The following is a 24,179-nucleotide window of genomic DNA, read 5'->3' on the forward strand; positions in this document are numbered from 1 at the left end:
GCTCACCGGGTGGCCTCTTCGAGCAGCTCGAGCACGTGCCGGTAGTCGGAGCCGGTCGCGCGGGTCATCCCGAGCTCGCACGTCCGGTTGCACGACGCGTGCGCGTCGGCGCCGAGCGCGCGCACCTCGGCGGCCTCGGCGGCGGTGGCCGAGGCCGTGAGCTCGGGATGCAGCATCCCGCGGTCGCCGGCGAAGGCGCAGCATCCCCACGCCTGCGGCACGACGACCTCTGCCGCGACCGCCTCGCCGAGCGTCCGCAGTGCGGGGTCGAGCCCGAGCTGGGTCGACGAACAGGTGGGATGCAGCACGAGAGACGGGATGCCGGGGGCGGGCACCGCGAGGCGCGGCAGCAGCTCGCGCACGGCGAACGCGACGACGTCTTCGACCCGGACCGCGGCGCCCGCATCGGCGAGCAGGTGCGCGAAGCCCTCGGTGCAGCTCGAGGCGTCGGTGACGACGGTCAGCTCGCCGTCGCGGGTCGCCTCACGCACGGTCGCGGCGACGCGTCGCAGCATGACCTCGCGGCCGTCGGCGAACCCCTTCGAGGTCCACGGTGTGCTGCAGCACAGGCTGTCCACTCCCGGCGGTACGACCATCCGGATCCCGGTGCGCTCGGCGAGCCGGCGGACGGCCTCGGTCACTCCGATGCCGGCGCCGCCCTCCGCGGCGCCGAACATCGTGTTGACGCAGGCCGGCAGGTAGACCGCGATCGGATCGCCCGCCGGCGCGCCGACCGCCGCTCCGAGCCTCCCGCGCGACCGGCCGCCGCCGGGCAGGTCGGACGTGTAGCGCGGGACGCTCTCGCGGCCGAGCGCAGCGCGTGCGATGTCGGTGACGGCGCGGGTCGGTGCGGTCGGCAGAGCCTCCGCGGCGGTCAGGGCGAGCGCGGCGCCGCGGGTCACGGGCGCCCAGGCGCGAGCCGCCGCCGACCACGCCGCCTCGGCGACCGGCTGACGGCGCTCGCGCCGCAGTCGCTTGACGAGATCGCCGGTGTTGATGAGTACCGGGCAGGCGGTCCGGCACATGCCGTCCGCGGCGCACGTGTCGACTCCGTCGTAGTCGAAGGCGCGCTCGAGCTCGGTGACGAGCTCGCCGTCACCGGCCGCCTCGGCCCGTGCGATCGCCCGGCGCGTGACGATGCGCTGGCGGGGCGTGAGCGTGAGGTCCTTGCTGGGGCAGACCGGCTCGCAGTATCCGCACTCCACGCACCGATCGACCTCGGTCTCGACCGTTTCGGCGAGTTTGATGTCGCGCAGGTGGGCGTCCGGATCGTCGTCGATGATGACGCCCGGATTCAGGATGCCGGCGGGATCGCACAGCCGCTTCAGCTGCACCATGACGTCGTAGAGCTCGTCGCCGTACTGACGCCTGACGAAGGGAGCCATGACGCGGCCGGTGCCGTGCTCGGCCTTGAGGTTGCCCCCGGCGCCGAGGACGAGGTCGACGAGGTCGTCGGTGAATCCGGCGTATCTCGAGAGCTGATCGTCGGTCTCGAAACGATCGGTCAGCATGAAGTGGATGTTGCCGTCCTTCGCGTGGCCGAAGATGACGCTGTCGCGGTAGGCGTAGCGCTCGAAGAGCTCCTGCAGCGATGCGCATGTCGCGGCGAGCTCCGGCACCGGCACGACGATGTCCTCGAGCAGCGCGGTCGTGCCGCTCGGCCGCGCGCCGGCGACCGATGCGTAGAGCCCCTTGCGGAGCTTCCACGCCGACGCGCGTGCGTCGGCGTCGGGCGAGAGGCGAGCCGGGGCGACGAGCGGCAGGTCGCCGAGCACGCCGGAGCCCGCCGACACCAGGGCGGCGAGCTCGTCCGCCTCGGGCGCCTGGTACTCCACCAGCAGGGCGGCGTGGTCGGCGACGTCGAAGCCGGTGATGGCGGCGGGCGCGTCGGCGAAACCCCGGCCGACGCGGATGCTCGTGGCATCCATCAGTTCGAGGGTCGCGGCTCCGGTGGCGACGAGCCCGGGGAGCGAGCGGGTGGCGGCGTCGAGATCTGCGAACACCGCGAGGGTCGTGGCCGCGTGCGCCCGCACGGGCACCGTGCGGAAGGTGGCCTCGGCGACGAAGGCGAGCGTCCCCTCGCCGCCGATCACGAGCCGCGAGAGCAGCTCGGCGGGCGAGGAATGATCGAGGAACGCATTGACGCCGTAGCCCATCGTGTTCTTCATGGCGAACATCCGCCGGATGAGGCGCACGCTCTCGGGGTCGCCGGCAACCCGACGCCGCAGCCGCTCGAGTCCCGCGACGAGAGCCGGTTCGGCGGCGGCGAGGGCGCGATCGGCGTCGGGTGCGGCGGTGTCGACGATGGTGCCCGAGGGCAGCACGAACACCATGCTCTCCAGCGTCCGGTAGGTGTTCTCGTTCGTGCCGCAGGCCATTCCGCTCGAGTTGTTGCTGACCACGCCGCCGATCGTGCAGGCGGCTTCGCTCGCGGGGTCGGGACCCAGCCGGTGGCCGAAGCGGGCGAGACGCGCGTTCACCTGGCGCACGGTCGCGCCCGGCTGGCAGCGCACGCGACGACCCCCGTCGAGGACGTCGACGCGGCGGAACCCGCGGCGCACGTCGAGCAGCAGACCGTCACCGGACGCCTGGCCCGACAGGCTCGTGCCGCCCGAGCGGAAGGTGACCGGCACGCGGCGCACGGTCGCCGTCCGGAGCAGGCGGGCGACGCTCGCAGCGTCGGTGGCCGCCGCGACGGCGCGCGGCGTCAGGAGCACGTGCGACGCGTCGGCGGCCTGCGCCACCCGGTCGAGCGACCGGGTCGAGACACCGCCCGCCCCCGTCTGGTCCCCGAGGGCGGCGCCGAGGTCGGCGACGACGTCGTCGGCGAACGCGGGTGCGAGCGAAGTGGTCGCCATCGGGAACCTCTTTCGATAAACTGACACCACATTCATAACAGAATGGATATTCATTATGCGGCAGCGCAGCCTCGGCGACACCGGCATCCCGGTCGACGCCATCACTCTCGGCACCTCCTCACTCGGGCGCGGAACGGTTCCCGGATCGCGGGAGGAGGCGGATGCGGTCGATACCGCCCGGGCCTTCCTGACCGGTCCGTTCGCCGTCGTCGACACGTCCAACGAGTACGCCGGTGGTCGCAGCGAGGCGGTGCTCGGCCTCGCGCGGGCGGACATCGGCGCCGATGCCTCGGCTCGCAACGTCAGGAACCGCATCTTCACCAAGGTCGATCGCGACCCCGACACCGGCAGGTTCGATCGCGACCGGGTCATGCGCTCGTTCGAGGAGAGCTGCGCGCGTCTCGGCGTCGACCGGGTCGACGTCCTGCACCTCCACGACCCGTACAGCGTCACGTTCGCCGAGGCGACGGGGCCGGGCGGGGCGGTCGAGGGGCTCCGAGAGCTGCGTGAGTCCGGAGCCGCGGCCGCGATCGGTATCGCGGCCGGGCCGGTCCCGCTCATGACCGCCTATGTCGAGACCGGGCTCTTCGACGTCCTCCTCTCGCACAACCGCTTCACGATCGTCGACCGGTCGGCGGAGCCCCTGTTCGAGCTGGCGCGCGGCCGCGGCATGGGCGTGTTCAACGCGGCCCCGTTCGGCGCCGGCATCCTCGCCACGGGCGCGCGCCCGGATGCCTCCTACGGCTACCGGCCCGCCGGAACCGACCTCATCGCGTGGGTCGCTCAGGTCGAGCGGATCTGCGCGGACGCCGGCATCCCGCTGCAGGCGGCCGCCCTGCACTTCTCGCTGCGCTCGCCGCTCGTGGACTCCACCGTCGTCGGGGTGTCGTCCCCGCGCCGGCTCGACCAGCTCGTGGAGCTTCAGGGCTCGGCCGTTCCCGACGATGTCTGGGCCCGGATCGACGACCTCGGCCCGGCGCCGACGACGATCGAGGACGACGGAGAGGTCGCGTGACCTACTGGGAGAGCACCGAGCCCGGGGCTGGACGGCGCTCACCCCGAGCGGATGCCGTCACCGACGCCCGCGTGCTGGATCTCTCGGGCACCTGGCGCTTCCGGCTCGCGCCCACCGCGGCGGGTACGGGGGAGGCGTTCCTCGGCGCCGACTTCGACGCGTCGGGGTGGGACGAGATCCGCGTGCCCTCCCACTGGGTGCTGGAGGAGATCACGCCCCTCGCGGGCGGACCCGCCCGATCGCTGCTCGGCACGGCGGAGGGCCCGCTCTACACGAACACCGCCTATCCGATCCCGCTGGATCCGCCGCGCGTGAGCACCGAGAACCCGACCGGCGACTATCGCCTCGTGTTCGACGTGCCGGCCGACTTCGGCGCCGCTGTGCTGCGCTTCCAGGGTGTCGATTCGTGCGCGAAGGTGTGGTTGAACGGGCGCGAGCTCGGCTGGTCGAGCGGCAGCCGGCTCCCGTTCGAGTTCGACGCGCCGGTCGAGGCCGGGCGCAACGTGCTCGCGGTCCGCGTCCATCGGTGGTCGAGCGGCACGTACCTCGAGGACCAGGACATGTGGTGGCTCCCGGGGATCTTCCGCGAGGTCGAGCTGATCGCCCGCCCGGAGGGCGCGATCGACGATCACACCGTCCACGCCGACTACGACGCGGCGACCGGACTCGGCACGCTCCGCGTCGAGGCCTCGACAGCGGCGACGGTCGAGATACCGGAGCTCGGGATCCGGATGCCGGCGGGCGAGACCGCGACGGTCGCGGTGGCCCCGTGGAGCGCCGACAGTCCGAGGCTGTACCGCGGCACGCTCAGCACGGCCGGGGAGAGCGTCGAGCTCGCGATCGGGTTCCGGACGGTCGCGATCGTCGACGGGGTGTTCACGGTCAACGGCCGGGCGGTCGTGTTCCGCGGCGTGAACCGGCACGAGCACCACCCGCGGACCGGCCGCACGCTCGACCGCGAGACGATGCTGAGCGACATCCTGATGATGAAGCGGGCGAACGTCGATGCCGTCCGCACAAGTCACTATCCGCCGCATCCGGAGTTCCTGCGCCTCTGCGACGAGTACGGCCTCTGGGTCGTCGCGGAGTGCGACCTCGAGACCCACGGCTTCATCTACGCGGGGTGGGAGGGCAACCCGCCGGCCGAGCCGGTGTGGCGCGACGCGCTCATGGACCGGCTCCGCCGCACCGTCGAGCGCGACAAGAATCACCCGAGCATCGTCGTGTGGTCGCTCGCGAACGAGAGCTGGGTGGGCGAGACCTTCGGTGACATGCGGCGGTGGCTCGACGAGCGCGACCCGTCGCGGACGGTGCTCTACGAACGGGATCCGAGCTACCGGGACTCGGACTTCTCGTCGCTGATGTATCCCTCGCTCGAGCTGCTCGAGCTCATCGGCAGGCGCGAGGAGCCCCGCGGCGGGCGGGTCGGGATGCATGGACTGGTCTTCGACGGCTCCGCTCCGCCGGTGCCGGCTTCGGCGAGATCCGCCCCGGGCGAGGTGAGCGAGGCCGACGACGAACGCCGGCGCGGGCTGCCGTTCCTCCTCGTGGAGTACGCCCACGCGCAGGGGAACGGCCCGGGGTCGCTGTCGGACTACTGGCGGATCATCCGGGCGCACGAGCGCCTGTGCGGAGCGTTCGTCTGGGAGTGGATCGACCACGGGTTCACGGCGGTGGACGACAGCGGCGGCGAGCACATCATGCACGGCGACGACGTCGACTACGAACCGCGCGGCGGGCGCTTCGGTCTGCACGGTCTGGTCTTCAGCGACCGGACGCCCACGCCGGGTCTCGTCGAGCTCGCGAAAGCACACGAGCCGTTCCTGATCACGATCGACGTCGACGGTGTCGGCGGCGTCGAGATCGCCAACGATCGGCACAGCGCCGACACCGCGGACATCCGGTGGCGGTGGTCTCTGTCGGAGGCCGGCGTCGAGGTGGCGGCGGGGGATCTCGACGTGCTGCCGCTGGCCGCGGGGATGCGTGCGCAGCTTCCGCTCCCGGCCCGGGTGCGGGCGCTCGCTCGCGCGGACGTGGGCGACCCGAGCGTGCTCACCATCGAGGCGGTGCTCGCGGACGACGCCCGGTGGGCGCCCGCTGGGCACGTCCTCGCCTGGTCGCAGGCTGAGCTCGCGTCGGCCGCGTCGTGGCCGCATGTGCCGGCAGTGACCCTCGACCGGCGAGTCGCGGCATCCGCGCCATCGGTTGCGACAGCGGGGAGCATCCTGCATCTCGGTCCCGGTGAGTTCGACGCCGGCACCGGTCGGATCCGGCGACTGGGCGCGCTGGTGCTCGACGGGCCGTCGCTCGACCTGCACCGCGCCCCGACCGAGAACGATCACGGTCAGGGCGAGACGAACAACATCGCCGCCGTGTGGGTGAAGACGGGGATGGACCGGATGCTGCACCGTGTCGACGCGGTCGAGGTCGCTGACGCGATGATCTCGGTGCGGGGCCGGACAGCGCCCGCGGCGCACCCGCATGCGGCGCGGTGGAGCATGACGTGGCGCGTCGACGCCGACGATGCCCGCGCGCTGGTGCTCGACGTCGTCGTCGACTTCGAGGGGCCGTGGGTCGACACGCCCTACCAGCACCGCGACATCTGGGTGCCGCGTGTGGGGCTGCTCTTCGCGCTTCCGGGGGCCGCCGCCGAGGTGGAGTGGCTCGGACGCGGACCCGGTGAGACGTACCGCGATTCGTTCGAGGGATCGCGGTTCGGCCGGTGGCGGTCGAGCATCGATGCGATGCAGACGCCGTATCCGGTTCCGCAGGAGAACGGCAACCATGTGCAGACGCGCCGCCTGCGGGTGTCGGGTGACGGCATCCCGGATCTGCGGGTCGACGGGATGCCGGAGTTCGACTTCACCGCCCGGCGGTGGACGTCGCTGGATCTGCAGCGCGCGCAGAAGCCGCACGAGCTGCGCGACAGCGGTCGCGTGTGGCTGAATCTCGACGCCGGACAGCAGGGCATCGGATCGGCCTCGGTCGGCCCCGCCCTGCCGGAGCGCTATCGGATGCCGCGCGAGCGCACGACGTGGTCGCTGCGCCTGTCGGCCGGCTGACGACGGCGGCAGACGCCTCGTTAGGCTCGCATCATGAGAATGACACGAACGGCCGGTATCGGCGTGACCGTGTTGGGATGCGTTCTGTTGGCGGGCTGCACATCGCCGACGAGCAGCGACTCATCGAGCACCGGGGTTCCGTCCTCGTCGGTCACGGCGTCCGAGGCGCCCGAACCTTCGGGGGCGCCCCAGCCCGTCGGGGCCGTGACGATCCCCGACGGCGACACCGCCGCGATTCGCTGGACTGATCAGGTGGGAGCTCCGTCGGCCGAGACGGTCCGTGTCGCGGGAGGGAGCATGACCATCTCGATCCGTGTCGCCTGCGATGCCGAGGACGCCACGGTCACCGTCCACGTCGACGGGCTGCTCACCACCGCGTCCACATGCTTCTTCGATCCGAGGATCACGCGGGGAGAAACGGGCGCCGACGTCAGCACGATGCAGACCGCCGTCGATCAGGATGCGGCGGTCACGGTGACGACGGAACCCCACGACGCCCGCTGGTCGGCGGCGATCTCCACGTCTCCGTGAGTCGCACCCGATGTGCAGCGGGGCGGCTGTTCGCGGGGTGAATCGGGCGCTACGGTGGGGCGATCCGGCGAACGACGAGGGGAGCGGCGTGAGCACCGCGAAGTTCATCACCGAGCTCGACGCTCATGAGGTGTTCGTGTTCGGATCCAACGCGGCGGGTGCGCATGGCGCCGGCGCTGCCCGCACGGCGTATGAGAAGTTCGGTGCAGTCTGGGGTGACGGTCACGGCCACCACGGGCAGAGCTACGCCATCGACACCATGAGCGGTTTCGACGAGCTCGCTGCCGAGGTGTCGAGGTTCTGCACGTATGCGGCGACACGTTCGGAACTGACGTTCCTCGTCACCGAGGTCGGCTGCGGGATCGCCGGCTACGCACCCGAGCAGGTGGCGCCGCTGTTCGTCGGCGCTCCCGGCAACGTCGAGCTTCCCGAATCGTTCGAGCGGGTCATCCGATCGCGCACCTGAGGAAGTGAGGCGCGGCCAGGTGGGTTGTGTCAGAACGGGGGCGGCGGTCCGGGCGGAGGCCGGTCGGCGACGAACTCCGGTGTGAAGCACACCGATGGCACCGGGAGGTCTTCCCGGTAGACCCGTCCGGTGGGTGAGGTCCATTGGATCACCCCGCCGCCGAGTTGGAGGACGAGCCAGTCGGTGAACTGCTTCATCGAGTGGTGCCTTCGGCACAGGTTGCACAGGTTCGATTCGCACGTCGGACCACCGCGGGCGTGATCGATCGAGTGGTCCAGTTCGCACCGGATCGCGGGGAGGTGGCATCCGGGCCACCGGCAATGTCGATCCCGCGCCTGCAGCATCCTCCGCAGCGCGGCCGGTGGCCGGTATTGATCGACACGCGTCACGGTTTTGGTGGTCGCGTCGAGGTATACCCGGTCCCACAGGGTGGCGTCCCCGGCGAGGGTCCGGGCGGTGTCCGCGTCGATCAGGCCCGCGCCGACGAGTTCGGCGGCGCGGTCGTCCTTCCCCGAAAGGGTGTCGGCCGTCACGACGAGCTGCACCCGTGCGCGGATCGCGCCGAGCGAGGTCTTCCCGTCGACACCGTGGGTGGGGTCGACGGCGGGTCCGCCGGTGAGGCCGAGGTCGCATAGCACGTCCGCTCGAACCTGCTGACGAGTGCGCATGTCGGGCTCGTGCTCCTCGCCCGCAGCCCGGGCCTCCGCCGCCGCTTCCCTCGCGGCGTCGATCGTCGACACGGCCATCTGATTGAGCCGATCGTCGATCGCGACCAGCAGCGTCGTCGCACCCCGCAGGGTGAGCTCCGACATCCCGTCACCGAGATCCCGCAGGTACACACCCCGGTCCGCGACCGCTGCCTTGTGCCGTTCCGCGAAGGTGCGGGCGGTGAAGTGCTGCGCCAACGACTCCAGAGCGCCATGTACCCGCGCCGGCACATCCCGCTCCGCCACCGCGATGGCGGCCTCCTGCCACTCCTCGTGGTTCTCCTCGGGGATGTTCCGGCCGAGCTTCACCACGTCATCGACATGCTTGGCCGTCAGCCGGCCGGCCTCCCACGCGGTGAGCACGAGAGGATTCCCGTCGACGATCTCCAACGCACGGCCGATCTCGTTCTGCACCCGCCGATCCCCGCACCGCGCGATCGCGGCGAACTCCGCCGCAACAGCCCGCAGCTGCATGTCGGTCTCGCGGCCGAGCAGCCCGTTTCGGCGCGATATCGACAGAGCCTCACGGCCGAGGACGGCGAGCTTGCGCAACCGGGCGATATCGGCAGCATCCTGAGCCCGAACCACATCGAGCACGCCGTCGAGCTCGGCGCGGATGCGCGCCCACGACTCCTCGTCGCTGCTCGATCGGTTCGTGCCCATGTACTACATCATGCCATACAACACCGGCATTAGTCTAGAACATAACTTCGATACGTGGACAAGTCGCGTCGAGGCTGATGTGAGGAGGGCCCGATGCGAACGGCTTCAGCCGGCGAGCCCTCGAACGCGTTCGAAGAGGTCGTCGTCGCCGACCTGGCCGCCCTTGAGCAGCAGCTCCAGTCCGTCGACGGCCTCGTCGCCGGCGTGAGCGCGCAGCAGCACGACGTTGCTCCAGGGGTTCGCCGCGATCGACAGGGAATGCGCGCCGAGCAGCACCGTCACGCGGCTCGACGTGTCGCCGCCGCACACGATCACGCGACGCGTCGCGCCGGTGCGGGCGGCACGCAGGACGACGGATGCCGCGGCCGCCGCGATCGTCTCGAGCAGCGCATCGCCGGCGCCGACACCGGTCCCGCCCGCATCGACCGCGTCGTCCGAGGTCAGCACGACGCTCCGGCCCGAGGCGAGTGCGCGCAGCACGTCGTCGATGGCATCGTCCGTTCCGAGGCCCAGCGGTCTCACCAGCCATCCGGCTGCGGCCGCGGCGTCGGCCTGACGGCGCGTGGCGGGTGATCTGCTGCCCGAGACGACGAGCACCGGACCCGACGCGGTCGACGCCGTGGGGATCGACTCCGCGTCGCGGCGGTCCGCGGCGCTCAGCCCCCAGCTCAGGCCGCCGGACCCGACGACGAAGACCGGGCCATCGGCGGCGTCGGCGAGGTCGGCGATCGCGGCGCCGACCACCTCGAGGTGAGCGGAGTCGAGCGCGTCGAGAACGACCGCGGCCGCCGGGCTGCTTCCGAGCGCCGCCGCCAGATCCTCGGACGAGGTGTAGGCCGGGAAGGCGAGCGATGCGATCGGCAGATCGGTCTGGTGCCCGAGGTGCACGGCGAGATCGGACTCGGTCATGGGCGTCGACGGGTGCGTCGACATCGTCGGCTGACGATCGAGTCGGTACACGGTGCCGCGCTCGGCGGCGAAGTGATGCCCGAAAACGGTGTACCGGCCGAAGTCCGGCTGCGCGAACAGCAGCGGAACCGGAAGCGCCGTGCCGCCGGCATCCGCGACGGCCGACCGGCCGACCTCGATCACCCGGCCGAGACTGCCGGTCCCGGGCGACGAGTCCGCGGTCGAGCAGGCCTTGTACTGCAGGACGGCGGGATGCAGCGACACCAGCTGCGCGAGCGCCGGACGCAGCTCGGCCTCGAGCTCGGCCGGGGCCAGCGACCGTGCGATCCCGGCGATGCCGACGACATCGCACGCGGCGGCGGCATCGGCCAGATCGTCGGCGGCAGGCGTGCCGACGAACAGCCGCCCGCTCCAGCCGTTGCGCGCGAATTGGAGCAGGGCATCGACGCTGCCGGTGAAATCGTCGCCGTAGAACGCCGCGGCGATCGACGCGGCGCCAGCCTCAGACACGAGAGTCAGACACGAACCGGGCCGAACCTCTCTGCCGCTCGCCGGAGGGCCGGCGACGAGGCGTACGCGGCATCCACCGGCTCGCCGCGCTCGGCCGATGCCCAGGCGTCGCGCATGCTCGCCACTCCCGCGGCGGCGCCGTCGGGGTGACCGTGGATGCCTCCCCCGGACAGTACCAGCAGGTCCGTCGTCCCCACGGCGGCATAGGTGGCATGGGCGAGGCCCGCCCACTGTCCCGACGAGAGCACCGGCACGGTCGAGGTGAGGCCGAGGAGCGGCGTGCGCACCGCGGCGATGGAGTCGAGCACCTCGGCATCCGTCTCGTAGAACTTGTTGCTGATGCCGTTCGTGTGCAAGTGGTCGGCTCCGGAGAGGCGAGCCAGCTGCTGCCACGCCCGGAAGGAGATGCCGATCTGATCGCTGCGCGCGATCGCGCCGAGCATCGCGCGGTGGCCGTGGATCGGCACCTCCGCGTGGGTGCGCAGGAATTCGAGTCCGGCGAGGCCCACCATGTTGATGCAGGCCATGACGCACGTGCCGCCGTGGCTGACGACGAGGTCGTGATTGGCCTCGAGGCGTCCGATGTCGTCGGTGATGTTGAAGGCGTACATGGGCTTGCGCCCGGTGCGATCGGCGTAGCGCTCGAGCACCGGCATCACAGCCTTCACGCGGGCCTCGAGCGGCGTGTACGGGTTGTTGCCCTGCAGCTCGTCGTCCTTGATGAAGTCGATCCCCGCCTCGGCGAGCTCGCCCACGACCTCGGCGAGGTCTTCGGCGGCGAGGCCGATGCTCGGCTTGATGATCGTGCCGATCATCGCCCCCGACGGACGGCCGACGAGAGCGCGCGTGCCGGCGACGCCGAACTGCGGTCCGGCATAGCGCACCGCGAACGCGGGCGGCAGTTCGAGGTCGACCAGCCGGATCGCCGCGAGCTCCTTCAGCTCGAAGAGATTGCCCGCCACGGCGGCGAGGAGATTCGGCAGCGACGGCCCGAAGTTGTCGAGCGGGAAGCGCAGCCGCAGGCGCGCTCGGCGACGCGCGGCCGGATCGCCGACCGTTCCGGGCAGGGCGCTCGCGCCGGTGAGGGGGAGCTCCTCGAGGCTCTCCACCTGCGCGGCGAACCGGGCGCGCACGTCGTCGGACTCGCGCTCGACGCGCACGAACGTCCCGGTCGACTGCTCGCCCGCGAGCACCTCGGCCGCCCGCGCGAGCGGCAGCGAGGTCTCGATGATGTACGTCGCGATGACGGATGCCGCGGTCATCGCCGGATCACCAGACCACCGGGAGCCACACCGACATCTCGCCGGCCCCCCGATTGCCCCACGCGAAGTAGGGGATGAGGCGCACGGCCGCGGGGCGAAGCGGTGTCTCGGCGACGTCGGCGTACAGCGCCTCGTCCGAATCCACCGGGAGGACGGCGACCTTCGTCTCGAGGGCGACGACGCGCGTCCCGTCGATCTCGGCCTCGACGGGACGCAGCGCCGCGCCGCGGCGGAGCGCCGCCTGCTCGAGCCGAACGTCGTCCGGCAGATCCGCGCTCTCGAGGCAGTAGACGAGAGGTCCGCGCTGCACGGCGACCTGATTCGTCAGCTCCTCGGCGAGGCGGTGGCCGCGCAGCATCCGCACCGGCAGCGGCAGGACGAGTTCCACGACGTCGCCGACCTGCCAGTCCCGCTCGATGCGGGTGTAGGTGCCGGGCTCCGAGACGGGGACCTGCTCGCCGGCGACCGTGAGGACCGCGCCCGACGACCAGCCCGGGATGCGCAGGTGCAGCGGCAGGGCGCCCGTCGCGGCGGTCACCGTGAAGACGATCGTGCCGTCCCACGGGTAGTCGCTCGTCTCGCTCAGCGCGAGGGCGTTGCCGGCGTCGTCGGCGACATCGATGTCGCTGCCGCCGTAGAGGTGCACGTACAGACCGTCGGCCGACAGCGACGCGGCGCGCTGGTGGAAGCTCGCGAGGGCGCGCGCGATGTTCGGCGGGCAGCAGAAGCACGAGAGGTAGCGCTCGCGCAGACGCTCGTCCGACGGCGGGGGCGCGGGGACGTCGACCTGACCGGTGTCTCCCGGGCGCCGCAGGTCGAACGGCAGGCCGCGAACCTGTCGGAGCGCGTTGGTGTAGAAGTACTCCGAGCCGCGGAGGCTGATGCTGCCGAGCAGGCTGTTGTAGGCGACCTGTTCGATGACGTCGGCGTAGCGTGCGTCGGGGGCGAGGGCGAGCATCCGCTCGCTCCAGAAGATCATCCCGATGTTGGCGCACGATTCGGCGTGGGCCGTCGTGTGGGGCAGCTGGTACGCGCGGCCGTAGGCCTGGTGGACGCGGCTGATCTCGCCCTGCCAGGGGTTGCCGTCGGGGGACGCGCCGTCGTACAGCGCGCCGCAGCCGCCGGTGATGTAGAGCTTCGTGTCGACGACGTCGCGCCAGAGGCGTTCGAGCACCACCCGCAGTTCGTCGTCGCCGGTCTCGGCGACGAGGTCGGCGAGCCCCGCGTAGAGGTAGTTGGCCCGCACCGCGTGGCCGGCGACGACGGTCTGCTCGCGGACGGGGAGACGGTCCTGGTTGTCGTCGCCGCCCTCGTCGAACTCGTCGCGAACCCGCACGAACGCCTCGGCCAGCCGCAGCCAGCGCTCGTCCGAGGTCGCCCGGTAGAGGTCGATGACCGCCATGTAATGCGACGGGCAGATGGCGCTGCGAGCGAGCTCGACGGGCTTCTCGGTCGCGAGCGACTCGAGGAAGACGGCGGCCTTCTTCGCCGCGTCGAGCAGTGTCTCGCTGCCCGTGACCTGCCAGTGGCGGACGCCCGCCGTGATGAGGTGGCCCAGGTTGTAGGTCTCGAAGTTGAATCGATCGGCGAGTGCGCGGACATCCTCGCCCCCGCGCGCGGAGATGAACGTCGGGGTGTGCAGGTAGCCGTCGTCGCGCTGGACCGACGCGATGAGCTCGGCGATGTGCTGCAGCCGTGCGGCGAGCTCCGCGTCGGGATCGGTCTCGAGGCGGTCGACGGCGGCCTCGAACCACTTGTAGAAGTCGCCGTCCATGAACGGCGGGCCGACGTGGGAACCCGTCTCCGTGCCCGCGGCGAGGTGGAAGTTGCGCAGGCCCGGGCTGACCTGCGGGTCGCTCAGGGAGTCCCAGATGCTCTCGACGGTGACATCGCGCGTGCGTGCGTGGACGTCGCCCCAGAAGCCGCGCGCCCACCGGGCCTGCTCGGCATCGAGCGGCCTCAGGGGGGCGTGCGCGCGGGGCGCGGTGGTGGCGGGCATGGGGTGGGTCCTCTCGGAGTGCGGTTCAGTCTCGCGCCGGTTTCGGGAGGCCGGCAAGCGGGCGCTTCACCGATTGAGCCATAAAGTGAATAGAATTTCAACCCTGACTGTGTTGACACTTTGGTCGTTCGACCCTACTGTCATCGATGTACCCGCAATCGTTGGCCGCCAACCCGCACAACGCCCATGGTCGTCGTCAAGGAGGACGCTATGAACATCCGCACCCCGCGGCGCAGCATGATCGTGACCGGTCTCGCGCTCGCTTCCATCGTCTCGCTCGCCGCCTGCGCCGGCGGAGCCGAACCGGCCTCGTCCGGCGACAGCGCCGGCAGCGGCTTCTCGGGAACGGATCCCGAGAACTTCACCGTGCTCACGGCGAACGAGAACCCCACGCTCGAGGCTCAGCTCGACGCGCTCGCCGCCGACCAGTGCAAGGCCGAGAACGAGGCGCTTCCGCTCGTGCACGAGAAGACGGCCCAGGCCGACACCGTGCAGAAGGTCACCCTGCTCGCGAGCCAGGACGCGCTGCCCGCGCACTTCATCGCCGGCACCGCGATGGTCCGCCCCGACGGCGACCTCGGCGTCGCCGACCTCGTCCTGAACTACGAGGACCTCCTCACCCAGACCGGTGCGTGGGAGAACATCCTCCCGGCGGCCGCGTCGACGGTGAACAACGTGTACGGCCAGATGGTCTCGCTGCCGTACCAGTACAACCTCGAGGGCATCTGGTACAACAAGGCCGCCTTCGCCGAGGTCGGGCTCGAGGAGCCGCAGACCTTCGACGAGCTGACCGCCGCGAGCGAGAAGCTCGCCGCCGCCGGCTACCAGCCCTTCGCCCAGGCGGGCTCGCAGGGATGGCCTCTGACGCGTCTCATGGGCATGTACATCTTCCGCAACGTCGGCCCCGAGGCGATGACCGACATCCGCGACGGCAACGCCCAGCTGACCGACCCGGAGTACGTCGAAGGGGCGCAGGCTCTTCAGGACATGGCCGCCGACGGCTTCTTCGGCGACGGCTTCAACTCCGTCGAGCCCGACGCCGCGACCGCTGCGTTCCTGACCGGCAAGGCCGCGATGAAGTACGACGGCACGTGGCTTCTCAGCAACATCAACGACGAGTCGCAGAACGAGATCGGCATCGACAACGTCGGCTTCATGCCGTTCCCCGCCGTCGAGGGCGGCGAGGGCTCGATCGACCAGTGGCCGGCGAACGCCGGAACCGCGATGGCCGCCAGCCCGAAGCTGGCCGGGCCGAAGGTCGCGGACTGGTTCTCGTGCATCGCCGAGAACTACGGACAGCAGGCGCTGCAGGATGCCGGTGTGCTCTCGGGCTTCAAGGTGAACGGCGAGGTGACCGACGTCCCCGAGACGACGAGCTTCGTCCAGGAGAAGATCTCCGAGATCACCGAGACGGTGCTGTGGTTCGAGGCCCTGCTGGACGCGAAGTCCAACTCTCTCGCCTCCTCGAACGTCACACTGCTGACGACGGGCCAGATGACCCCCGAGCAGTACATGACGGACCTGCAGGCGAGCGTCGACGCGAACCGCTGATCTCCTCCGCCCGGCGCCCGCCGTCGGCGGGCGCCGGGCCCCTCACGACCGCGGAAGGACGCCGATGAACCGCGTCTTCGGGGATCGCAAGACGATCCTCATCCTCCTCATCCCGCCGCTGGCGATCTACGTCCTCCTGAAGGTCGTGCCGGTCCTCTGGTCGCTCGGCCTCGCGTTCTTCCAGGGCAACACGCTCCGCGGGTTCGAATTCGTCGGCATCGACAACTTCACGACGTTCGCCACCGACGGCGCCGCCCTGCAGTCGCTGTGGGTGACAGTCGGGTTCGCCATCGCCGCGACGGTGTCGCAGGTGACCTTCGGCTACCTGCTCGCCCTCCTCTACGTGTTCGTGCTCCGCAAGGGCTCGGCGTTCGTCCGGACGGCCGTCTTCTTCCCCATGGTGCTGCCGACCGTCGCCGTCGCGCTGCTGTTCCGCAGCTTCGTCGCGGTGGGCGACAACCAGGGTCCGATCAACGACCTCATCAACTTCTTCGGGGGCGACAGCGTCGAGTTCATGGCGTCGACCGCCGGCACGATGGTCACCGCCATCGTCATGACGCTGTGGAGCTCGATGGGCTTCTACGCCGTCCTGCTCTACACGGGACTCCTCGACATCCCCGACGAGATCATCGAGTCCTCGCGCCTCGACGGCGCCGGCGGATTCCGCCTCGTACGCCACATCATCGTGCCGCTGTCGGCGCCGATCCTGCTGTCGTCGATCATCTTCAGCCTCAATTCGACGCTCAAGGTGTTCGACAGCCTGCTGGCGCTGAACAAGGGCGGCCCGGGCACGTCGACCTCGCCGCTCACCCTGTACATGTACCGCACCGCGTTCGAGTACGCCGAATACGGATACGGCAGCACGATCGCCCTCGTGCTGACGCTCCTGTGCCTCGTGTTCACGCTGACCGTGTTCCGCTCGTCGAGCAAGCGCGTGGAGGACTGAGATGACCGCCACCCAGACCATCACCCAGGCGCGGCCGCAGTCGCGCAAGGTCACCGCCCCGCGCCGCCCGCGCCGGCTCATGCGCTACGTGCGCCGCATCCCGGTGTGGCTCGTCGTCACAGTGCTGCTGATCGTCGTGCTCTACCCGCAGCTGTGGATGATCCTCGGCTCGTTCAAGACGCAGACCGAGTTCTTCGAGAACCCGACGTGGGCGCTGCCCGAGACCCTGACGCTCGACAACTACGTCGCGGCGCTGACCCGCGGCAACGTCGCGATCAACTATCGCAACAGCCTGCTCGTCACGATCCCCTCGGTCGCCCTCATCATCCTGCTCGGCGTCGCCGCCGGCTACGTGCTCGAGGTGATGATCTGGAAGGGCCGTCGTAAGGTTCTGCTCTTCATCCTGGCGGGCATCATGGTGCCGGGTCAGATGATCCTCGTGCCGCTGTTCACGGTCTACTTCCGGCTGGGGCTGACGAACTCGCTCTGGCCGCTCATCCTGACCTACACGGCGATGGGCATCCCGCTGACGACCTTCCTCATGGCGGCCTACTTCCGCTCGGTTCCGCGGGAGATCTTCGAAGCGGCGACGATGGACGGCGCGAGCCCGCTGCGCTCCTTCTTCGTGATCGCGCTGCCGCTGATGAAGAACTCGATGCTCACGATCGGACTCGTCCAGTTCTTCAGCGTGTTCAACGATCTCCTCATCGCGCTGACATTCACCACGAAGCCCGATCTGGCTACGATCCAGGTGGGCCTGCTGAGCCTGTCGGACGAGTACGGATCGACGCAGTACGGGCCGCTGTTCGCGGCGATCAGCATCAACATCGTCGTGCTGCTGGTCGTCTTCGTGTTCCTGAACAAGAAGATCATGGCCGGTCTCGCGGCCGGCTCGCTGAAGGGATGACCATGACGCGCATCGCGTTCCTGCACACCGGCGCTGTCAACATCGCCCCGTTCGGCGCGCTCGCGGCCGAGCTGCTGCCGGACGCCGAGGTCGTCAACTACCTCGACGACCGCATCGTCGCCGACCTGCGGAACGACGCGCGCGCGGCCTCGGTGCCGGGCCGGGTCGAGGCCCTCGTCCGCGCGGCCGCGGCGGGCGGCGCCGACGCCGTCATGTTCACCTGCTCGTCGATCTCGGAGCTCGCCGCCCCCGCGGCCGCGGCGGCCGGGGTGCCCGTGCTCCGGGTCGACGAGGCGATGGCGGATGCCGCGGTCGCCGCCGGTCGGCGGGTGCGGGTGCTCGCGACCCTCGCGACCACGAGCCGACCGACGACGGGGCTGCTGCGCGAGCGCGCCGAGCTCGCCGGACTCTCGCCCGAGATCACCGACGAGGTCATCGACGGCGCGTTCGACGCCGTGGTGTCGGGCGATCGCGCGACCCATGACCGCCTGGTCGGCGAGGCGATCGAGCGCGGCGCGGCGGAGGCCGACGTGATCGTCCTCGCGCAGGCGTCGATGGCCGGCGCCGCCGAGGCCGTCTCGGTGGACGTCCCGGTGCTCACGAGCCCGCGTCCGGGCGTCGAACGCCTCGCGGCGTCGCTGGCCTGACCGGCGCTCGTCATTCGGCGGCGAGCAGCTCGGCGGTGCGCAGGTCGGTGATGAGGGTCGTCACCCAGCCGCCCGCGACGGCGCCGCGGATCGCGTCGAGCTTGCGGGGCCCGCCCGCGACGCCCACGCGGCGCGGGATGCGGCGGAGGTCATCGACGGGGATGGCGATGATGCGGTCGTCGATGTCGCCGCGCACGAGCGAGCCGTCGCCGCGGTAGATGCGGTGGCAGATGTCGCCGACGGCTCCGGCGGCCAGCAGCGGTGAGCGCTCCTCGGGCGAGAAGGCATTGCCGCTCGTGGCCAGGACGTCGGAGGGCTCGACGCTGCCGATGCCCATGATCGCCATCGTCAGCTCGCGCCAGCGCCGGGTGACGTCCTGCATCGACGCGTCGGCGAGGAGGCTGTCGCGGATGTCGGGTCCGGCGACGAGACCGGGTGCCGGAACGTACACGGGCTCGGCGCCCAGCATCCGCGCGAGCTCGCCGAGGATGCGGTGCGAGTGGCTCTGCGCCTCGGCGGCACCCATGCCGCCCAGCAGCTGCACGACCTCGGTTGCGCCGCGCGTCGGGAACGGCCGCATCCGATCGACCATCGCGAGGATCGTCTGACTCCACGACGAGACGCCGATGCGGTCGGTGCCCGACAGGGTGGCCTCGAGGTAGGCGGCGGCGCCGGCACCGATGGAGGCGAGCGTCTCGGTCTCGTCCGCTTCGGGGTCGACGTCGACGATGACGACCTCGGTGAGCCCGTAGCGCTGCTCGAGCTGCTCCTCGAGCTCGGTGTAGACGCCCGGTGCGACCGTGACGATCGTGCGGACGATGCCGAGCGCCTCGGCCCGTTTGAGCAGCCGCGACACCTTCGCCTGCGAGATGCTCAGCGCTTCGGCGATGTCGGCCTGGCGTGCGCCGCGCTCGTGGTACATCCGCGCGATCTTGGTCATCAGGCGCACCTGCCCGTCATGCGGACGCGGATAGCGGCTCATCGACACGCGGGCTCCGTTCAGGATTCGACCGGGGAGAGGGTGGGATCGTGCACAACAAGGATGCCATCCGAGCCCCGCGACGGAGTCGGGCGGGCGAGGGATCCCGTCCGGTCGAGCGGCATCCGACCACCCATGTAAACAATCCTCACTATAGAATGATTATGCACCGGCGCACCGTGCCGAGGCTGAATCCAGGGGTGTGGCGATGATCATCGGCGTGACAGGCAGTGGCGGAAAGCTCGGGCGGGCGACGGTCGAGCGACTGCGCTCCGACGGTCACGAGGTGATCGGGTTCGATACGGTCGGACACCCGGGGCCGGGGTTCACCCGGATCGACCTGACCGACTACGGCCAGGCTCTCGACGCGATGCTCGGGGTCACGGCCCGCCACTCCGGCCTCGAGGCCCTCGTCCACCTCGCTGCGATCCCCGTCAACGGGCTCGTCCCCGACGCGGCGACATTCCACGCCAACGTGGCCGTCACCTTCAACACGCTCTTCGCGGCCCACCGCGCCGGCATCCGGCGCGTCGTGTTCGCTTCGAGCATCACCGCCATGGGGTTCCCCTTCGACGAGGCGCCGCCCGCGCTCCCCGTCGACGAGTCCTACAGCGCGGCCAACAACACCTACGGACTCGGCAAGGTGGTCGAAGAGGCGATGGCCGCGCAGATGGCACGGTGGGGCGAGGACGTCTCGATCACCGCACTTCGCTTCACGAACGTCGTGGCTCCCGACGAGTACGAGATCTTCGAGCGCGCGAGCGAGCCGGACTACCGGCGCGACCTGATCGGATCGTGGATCGACGCGCGCGACGGAGCCGCCGCCGTCGCCCTCGCGCTCGCCGCCGGTCGCCCGGGGTTCGAGGTCTACAACGTCGCCGCCCCGACCTCGGGCACGCGGCAGGCCTCGCGTGCTGCAGCTGCGCGCTGGTTCCCCGGAACGCCGGTGGCCGATGATCTCGGCGAGTTCGAATCGCTCATGTCGACGCGCAAGCTGCAGCGCGAGCTCGGCTTCCGCGCCGAGCACGACTGGCGCTGAGGGCGCGCCGATGACCGACGCCGTGCCGGCGTACGCACCGGTGGAGCTCGCCTTCGCGGGGCCTGCTGTGCCGATCCCCGCCTCGCGCACTCCGTTCACCCTCGATGTCGGCCTCGGCGATCGGCGCCTGCGCGTCCCCGGCTTCTGGGACGGCGGCGACCGTTACGTCGCGCGCTTCCTGCCGGAGACGGCGGGGGAGTGGTCGTGGTCGACCGCAAGCGAGGCGCCCGAGCTCGATGGCCGCAGCGGCACGGTCGTCGTGTCGGGCGCCGCGGGGCATGGTCCGGTGCGGGTGGTCGAACGCTTCCACTTCGCCCACGCCGACGGCACCCCGCACCGACCGGTCGGCGCGACCGTGTACAACTGGCTTCATCAGTCCGACGAGCTGTTCACCGCCACCGCCGACGCGATCGCCCAGGCGCGCTTCACCAAGCTGCGCTTCATGGTCTTCCCGCAGGCGGGCGACTACGTGGAGCATCATCCCGAGCTACTGCCCTTCGAGCGCGGCCCGTCCGGGTGGGACGTCGATCGGCCGAACGTCGCCTTCTTCCGCCGGCTCGATGCGGCCGTCGCGCTGCTGGGGGACCGCGGCATCCAGGCCGACGTCCTCATCCTGAACGCGTACGACGGCGGTCGCTTCGGTCTCGACGGGCTCACCGAAGAGCAGGATGCGGTCTACCTTCGCTACCTCGTGGCGCGGCTCTCGGCGTTCCCCCACGTGTGGTGGTCGCTGTGCAACGAGTTCGACATCCTCGACCGCCCCCGTTCGCGGTGGGACCGACTGGGGACTCTCCTGGCCGAGACCGATCCGCACGATCACCTGCGCTCGATCCACAACTGGATCGAGCTGTTCGACCACAACCGTCCGTGGATCACCCACGCGTCGATACAGAACGGTCACGTCACGACGGAGCTCGGACGGGCGGGACTGTACCGCGACGTCTACGACAAGCCGATCGTGCTCGACGAGATCAAGTACGAAGGCGATATCCCCGAGCGCTGGGGGCATCTGAGCGCCGAGGAGCTCGTGCACCAGTTCTGGGTCGCGACGGTGTCGGGATGCTATGCCTCGCACGGCGAGAGCTTCGCGCTCCCTGGCGGCAGCCTGCACATCGTCGAAGGGGGCGCGCTGCTCGGGCGCTCTCCGCAGCGCCTCGCGTTCCTCCGACACGTGCTCGACGACCTCGTCGTCCCCGGGATCGATCCGATCGACAAATGGGACGATCCCGAGTTCGTCGGCGGCGTCGCGCGTCGCCAATATCTGCGCTACTTCGGCCGGTCCGCGCCGCCGTCCTGGCGCTTCCGGCTTCCGCAGGCGACCAATGTGGGCGAGCGGCTGCAATCCGGTGACGCGTTCACCGTAGACATCATCGACACGTGGAACATGACGGTCACCGCGGTGGAGCGCCCATTCGTGCTCGACGACGTGCGGCGCAACGAGGCGTTCGCCCCGGAGGCGATCGCCCTGCCGGCGGGCGAGGCGATCGCGCTCCGCATCACGCGGACGCGGTGACGGGGGCCGCTCGGCCGGCCGGATCCCACGCGACGGAGCGGACATGCGTTCCGTGCCCGAGCTCCTCTGCCGCGGTCCCGGGCAGCTCGAGGACCGCCGTCGCGCCTACGGGCACGGCGATCTCCGCCTGCAGCGTCGTCCCCTCGATCCGCCAGGAGATGGCGGCGTCGCCGTAGGGTGTCCGATGGCGTGCACTCGCGTGCGAGAGGCCGCCGCCCGGCTGCGGTGCGAACCGGATGCGGCGGTACCCCGGTTCGGCAGGCGCGAGCCCCGCCACGGCGCGATGCATCCAGTCGGCCACCGCACCCAGGGCGTAGTGGTTGAACGAGGTCATCGTGCCGGGGTTGACCGTGCCGTCGGGCAGCATCGAGTCCCAGCGCTCCCACACGGTGGTCGCCCCCATGCCGACCTGGTAGAGCCACGAAGGGCATTCACGCTCCATCAGCAGGGCGTACGCGGCGTCGGCCTCGCCCTCCGAGCTGAGCGCGTCCGTCACGTAGGGTGTGCCGACGAAACCGGTCGCGATGCGATTGCCCGACTCCTCCACCAGCTGCGCCAGTCGGCGCGCTGCGGGCGCACGCAGCCCCGGCGGCAGCAGCTCGAAGCGGAGCGCGACGGCGTAGGCGGTCTGCGCGTCGGAGGTCATCCGTCCATCGGACTCGACGTAGCGGCCGACGAACGCCTCACGGACCTCGTCGGCGAGACGCCCGTAGCGCGCGGCCGCCTCGGCGTCGTCCAGCACGCCGGCCATCCGCGCGACGATCCGCGCCGAAAGGGCGAAGTAGGCCGTTGCGACGAGGTACTTGTCGGTCAGGCCGGCGGCAGGATCCTGCGGCGGCGCCGCGGGGTCGAGCCAATCGCCGAGCTGGTAGCCGGTGTCCCACAGCCGCGAGGGGCCGGAGATGTCGGCGATGAGGTCGACCCAGGCGCGAGCGCTGTCGAACTGGGCGCGCAGGATCCCGACGTCGCCGAAGCGTTCGTACAGGGTCCAGGGCACGACCGTCGCCGCATCGCCCCACGCCGCGCCCGGACGCATCGGCGTCCACATCGTGTCGGCCGGGATGACCGGCACGTACCAGGGCACGGTGCCGTCGGGCAGCTGCTCGGCGGCGAGATCGCGCAGCCATCCCGCCAGCATCCCCGAGCTGTCGAAGAGGAACGACGCGGTGGGAGCGAACATCTGGATGTCGCCGGTCCATCCCAGGCGCTCGTCGCGCTGCGGGCAGTCGGTGGGGATGTCGACGAAGTTGCCGCGCATGCCCCAGACGACGTTCTCGTGCAGGCGGTCGAGATCGGGCTCGGACGAGGTGAACCAGCCGGTGCGCTCCAGATCGGTGTGGATGACGCGGGCCACCAGGGCTCCCTCGGCGACGTCGGCGTCGAGGTCGCCCGGCCAGTCCTCGATCTCGACGTAGCGGAATCCGTGGAAGGTGAAGCGCGGCTCCCACTCCTCCGGCTCATCGCGGCCGGCGAACGTGTAGCGGTCGGTGGATGCCGCGTCGCGCAGCGGGCGGCGGTAGAGCTCGCCGTCCTGCAGCACCTCGGCGGTGCGGAGGGTCACGGTGTGACCGGCGGCCGCTCGCGCCCGCAGTCGCACGACGCCGGTCAGGTTCTGGCCGAAGTCGAGCAGCCGTCGTCCGGACGGCGAGGTGAGCACGCTCAGCGGGAGGCGATCCTCGGTGACGCGCACCGGTGGCGCGGTGGGGGCGACGAGTGTCGCCGGGTCGCGTCGGCGCAGCTGCACACGACCCCAGTCGGCGTCGTCGAAACCGGGCGCGGACCACCCGGTCTGCTCCTCGCGCGCGTCGTAATGCTCGCCGTCGTAGATGCCCGAGGCGATGATGGGGCTCGGTGCCGCCCGCCACGAGGTGTCGGTCGCGACGGTGTCGCGGGAGCCGTCGTCGTAGGTCAGTTCGAGCTGACCGAGGAACGAGAGGTCGTCGCCGTACACGTTGCGGAAGCCGCCGCGCCAGCCCAGCCGCCCGCGATACCAGCCGTCTCCGAGCCAGGCGCCGATCGCGTTCTCGCCCTCGGTGAGCAGGTCGGTCACGTCGTAGGTGTAGTAGCGCAGCCGCTGCCCGTACACGGTCCATCCCGGCGAGAGCACATCGTCCCCGACGCGGCGTCCGTTGATCTCGGCCTGGTACACCCCGTGGGCGCTCGCATACAGGCGCGCACGTGCCAGGTCCGGACGTACGACGAAGGTGCCGCGGACGAGCGACGGACGTCGGGTGTCGGTGAGCGGGTTCTCGTTGCGGATCGATCCGATCGGACCCGCCGTCCAGTCCGACGGCGACAGGAGCCCGGTCTCGAGCCGGAGGGGCTCGCTCCACGCCGAGCGTTCGCCGTCGCCGCCGACGACGCGCACCCGGACCTGCGCCAGCTCGCGGGAGCGCAGCGGCGCATCGGGCCAGGGGACGAGAACCTGGTCGCCGGAGGGCACGAGCCGGGTCCGGGCGGGACCGTCGCCGCGGCGGACCTCCACCTCGTAGGCCTGCTGGCGCCAGCCCGCCGGGGCATCGGTCACGATCCACGACAGGCGGGGCTCGGCCTCGCCGATGCCGAGGGCATCGCGGTGGTGTTCGGCGCGCACGGCGCGGACGGTCGTCGTCATG

17 protein-coding genes are annotated in these 24,179 nt (G+C 70.9%); 10 read left to right on the top strand and 7 right to left on the bottom strand.

Annotated features, from left to right (window positions below; all coding sequences use genetic code 11):
- Positions 1-2: 2 nt before the first annotated feature.
- On the bottom strand, positions 3-2,858 hold the full coding sequence (locus F6B42_RS03520) for an FAD-binding and (Fe-S)-binding domain-containing protein (protein ID WP_150418190.1): 2,856 nt from the start codon (positions 2,856-2,858) through the stop codon (positions 3-5).
- Positions 2,859-2,913: 55 nt separating this feature from the next.
- Between F6B42_RS03520 and F6B42_RS03525 the strand changes: the two genes are divergently transcribed.
- From F6B42_RS03525 to F6B42_RS03540, 4 genes are all read left to right on the top strand, one after another.
- Complete coding sequence (locus tag F6B42_RS03525; protein WP_150418191.1) at positions 2,914-3,873, top strand: aldo/keto reductase; 960 nt, start codon at positions 2,914-2,916, stop codon at positions 3,871-3,873.
- The gene (locus F6B42_RS03530; protein WP_150418192.1) at positions 3,870-6,935 is read left to right on the top strand and encodes a glycoside hydrolase family 2 TIM barrel-domain containing protein; all 3,066 of its coding nucleotides are present in this window, start codon (positions 3,870-3,872) and stop codon (positions 6,933-6,935) included. The genes F6B42_RS03525 and F6B42_RS03530 overlap by 4 nt, the downstream gene beginning before the upstream one ends.
- 297 nt (positions 6,936-7,232) lie before the next feature.
- Positions 7,233-7,466, top strand: a complete 234-nt coding sequence (locus tag F6B42_RS03535) for a hypothetical protein (protein ID WP_150418193.1) — start codon at positions 7,233-7,235, stop codon at positions 7,464-7,466.
- 88 nt (positions 7,467-7,554) lie between these two features.
- Positions 7,555-7,932, top strand: coding sequence for an A1S_2505 family phage non-structural protein (locus F6B42_RS03540; RefSeq protein ID WP_150418194.1), 378 nt, complete (start codon positions 7,555-7,557; stop codon positions 7,930-7,932).
- A 29-nt stretch (positions 7,933-7,961) separates the two neighbouring features.
- Here F6B42_RS03540 and F6B42_RS03545 read toward each other — a convergent pair whose 3' ends face one another.
- From F6B42_RS03545 to F6B42_RS03560, 4 genes are all read right to left on the bottom strand, one after another.
- Positions 7,962-9,302 (bottom strand): HNH endonuclease, encoded by a 1,341-nt coding sequence (locus tag F6B42_RS03545; protein WP_223878312.1) that lies wholly within the window; start codon positions 9,300-9,302, stop codon positions 7,962-7,964.
- A 105-nt stretch (positions 9,303-9,407) separates the two neighbouring features.
- Positions 9,408-10,721 carry a four-carbon acid sugar kinase family protein gene (locus F6B42_RS03550; protein WP_223878313.1) on the bottom strand — a complete coding sequence of 438 codons (1,314 nt, stop codon included), beginning with the start codon at positions 10,719-10,721 and terminating at the stop codon, positions 9,408-9,410.
- Between the two features lie 5 nt (positions 10,722-10,726).
- Positions 10,727-11,983: a RuBisCO large subunit C-terminal-like domain-containing protein gene (locus F6B42_RS03555; protein ID WP_150418195.1), complete on the bottom strand. Its 1,257-nt coding sequence runs from the start codon at positions 11,981-11,983 to the stop codon at positions 10,727-10,729.
- 7 nt (positions 11,984-11,990) lie between these two features.
- Positions 11,991-13,982: a glycoside hydrolase family 127 protein gene (locus F6B42_RS03560; protein ID WP_150418196.1), complete on the bottom strand. Its 1,992-nt coding sequence runs from the start codon at positions 13,980-13,982 to the stop codon at positions 11,991-11,993.
- A 210-nt stretch (positions 13,983-14,192) separates the two neighbouring features.
- Here F6B42_RS03560 and F6B42_RS03565 point away from each other — a divergent pair, with 210 nt between their 5' ends.
- The 4 genes from F6B42_RS03565 (at position 14,193) to F6B42_RS03580 (ending at position 18,033) form a co-directional block, all read left to right on the top strand.
- Positions 14,193-15,533, top strand: a complete 1,341-nt coding sequence (locus F6B42_RS03565; RefSeq protein ID WP_150418197.1) for an ABC transporter substrate-binding protein — start codon at positions 14,193-14,195, stop codon at positions 15,531-15,533.
- Positions 15,534-15,597: 64 nt separating this feature from the next.
- Positions 15,598-16,479 (top strand): carbohydrate ABC transporter permease, encoded by an 882-nt coding sequence (locus F6B42_RS03570; RefSeq protein ID WP_150418198.1) that lies wholly within the window; start codon positions 15,598-15,600, stop codon positions 16,477-16,479.
- A 1-nt stretch (position 16,480) separates the two neighbouring features.
- A complete protein-coding gene (locus F6B42_RS03575; RefSeq protein ID WP_150418199.1) occupies positions 16,481-17,386 on the top strand; it encodes a carbohydrate ABC transporter permease in 906 nt (301 codons plus the stop codon).
- 2 nt (positions 17,387-17,388) lie between these two features.
- Positions 17,389-18,033 carry an aspartate/glutamate racemase family protein gene (locus tag F6B42_RS03580; RefSeq protein ID WP_223878314.1) on the top strand — a complete coding sequence of 215 codons (645 nt, stop codon included), beginning with the start codon at positions 17,389-17,391 and terminating at the stop codon, positions 18,031-18,033.
- Between the two features lie 10 nt (positions 18,034-18,043).
- On the opposite strand, the gene F6B42_RS03585 is transcribed toward F6B42_RS03580, so the two are convergent.
- Entirely contained in the window at positions 18,044-18,973 is a 930-nt protein-coding gene (locus tag F6B42_RS03585) for a sugar-binding transcriptional regulator (protein ID WP_223878315.1), read from the bottom strand.
- A 259-nt stretch (positions 18,974-19,232) separates the two neighbouring features.
- Between F6B42_RS03585 and F6B42_RS03590 the strand changes: the two genes are divergently transcribed.
- Positions 19,233-20,051, top strand: coding sequence for an NAD-dependent epimerase/dehydratase family protein (locus tag F6B42_RS03590; RefSeq protein ID WP_263405848.1), 819 nt, complete (start codon positions 19,233-19,235; stop codon positions 20,049-20,051).
- A 10-nt stretch (positions 20,052-20,061) separates the two neighbouring features.
- Positions 20,062-21,564, top strand: coding sequence for an apiosidase-like domain-containing protein (locus F6B42_RS03595; protein WP_150418202.1), 1,503 nt, complete (start codon positions 20,062-20,064; stop codon positions 21,562-21,564).
- Here F6B42_RS03595 and F6B42_RS03600 read toward each other — a convergent pair.
- Positions 21,548-24,178: an alpha-L-rhamnosidase gene (locus F6B42_RS03600; RefSeq protein WP_150418203.1), complete on the bottom strand. Its 2,631-nt coding sequence runs from the start codon at positions 24,176-24,178 to the stop codon at positions 21,548-21,550. The genes F6B42_RS03595 and F6B42_RS03600 overlap by 17 nt on opposite strands.
- Between the last annotated feature and the right edge of the window lies 1 nt (position 24,179).

It is taken from the genome of Microbacterium radiodurans (genome assembly GCF_008710705.1).
Classification (GTDB): Bacteria; Actinomycetota; Actinomycetes; order Actinomycetales; family Microbacteriaceae; genus Microbacterium; species Microbacterium radiodurans.

Coding starts and splice junctions, on each gene's coding strand:
- F6B42_RS03520 (WP_150418190.1), bottom strand. CDS start 2,858: ATGGCGACCACTTCGCTCGCACCCGCGTTCGCCGACGACGTCGTCGCC.
- F6B42_RS03525 (WP_150418191.1), top strand. CDS start 2,914: ATGCGGCAGCGCAGCCTCGGCGACACCGGCATCCCGGTCGACGCCATC.
- F6B42_RS03535 (WP_150418193.1), top strand. CDS start 7,233: ATGACCATCTCGATCCGTGTCGCCTGCGATGCCGAGGACGCCACGGTC.
- F6B42_RS03545 (WP_223878312.1), bottom strand. CDS start 9,302: ATGGGCACGAACCGATCGAGCAGCGACGAGGAGTCGTGGGCGCGCATC.
- F6B42_RS03555 (WP_150418195.1), bottom strand. CDS start 11,983: ATGACCGCGGCATCCGTCATCGCGACGTACATCATCGAGACCTCGCTG.
- F6B42_RS03560 (WP_150418196.1), bottom strand. CDS start 13,982: ATGCCCGCCACCACCGCGCCCCGCGCGCACGCCCCCCTGAGGCCGCTC.
- F6B42_RS03565 (WP_150418197.1), top strand. CDS start 14,193: ATGAACATCCGCACCCCGCGGCGCAGCATGATCGTGACCGGTCTCGCG.
- F6B42_RS03570 (WP_150418198.1), top strand. CDS start 15,598: ATGAACCGCGTCTTCGGGGATCGCAAGACGATCCTCATCCTCCTCATC.
- F6B42_RS03575 (WP_150418199.1), top strand. CDS start 16,481: ATGACCGCCACCCAGACCATCACCCAGGCGCGGCCGCAGTCGCGCAAG.
- F6B42_RS03580 (WP_223878314.1), top strand. CDS start 17,389: ATGACGCGCATCGCGTTCCTGCACACCGGCGCTGTCAACATCGCCCCG.
- F6B42_RS03585 (WP_223878315.1), bottom strand. CDS start 18,973: ATGACCAAGATCGCGCGGATGTACCACGAGCGCGGCGCACGCCAGGCC.
- F6B42_RS03595 (WP_150418202.1), top strand. CDS start 20,062: ATGACCGACGCCGTGCCGGCGTACGCACCGGTGGAGCTCGCCTTCGCG.
- F6B42_RS03600 (WP_150418203.1), bottom strand. CDS start 24,178: ATGACGACGACCGTCCGCGCCGTGCGCGCCGAACACCACCGCGATGCC.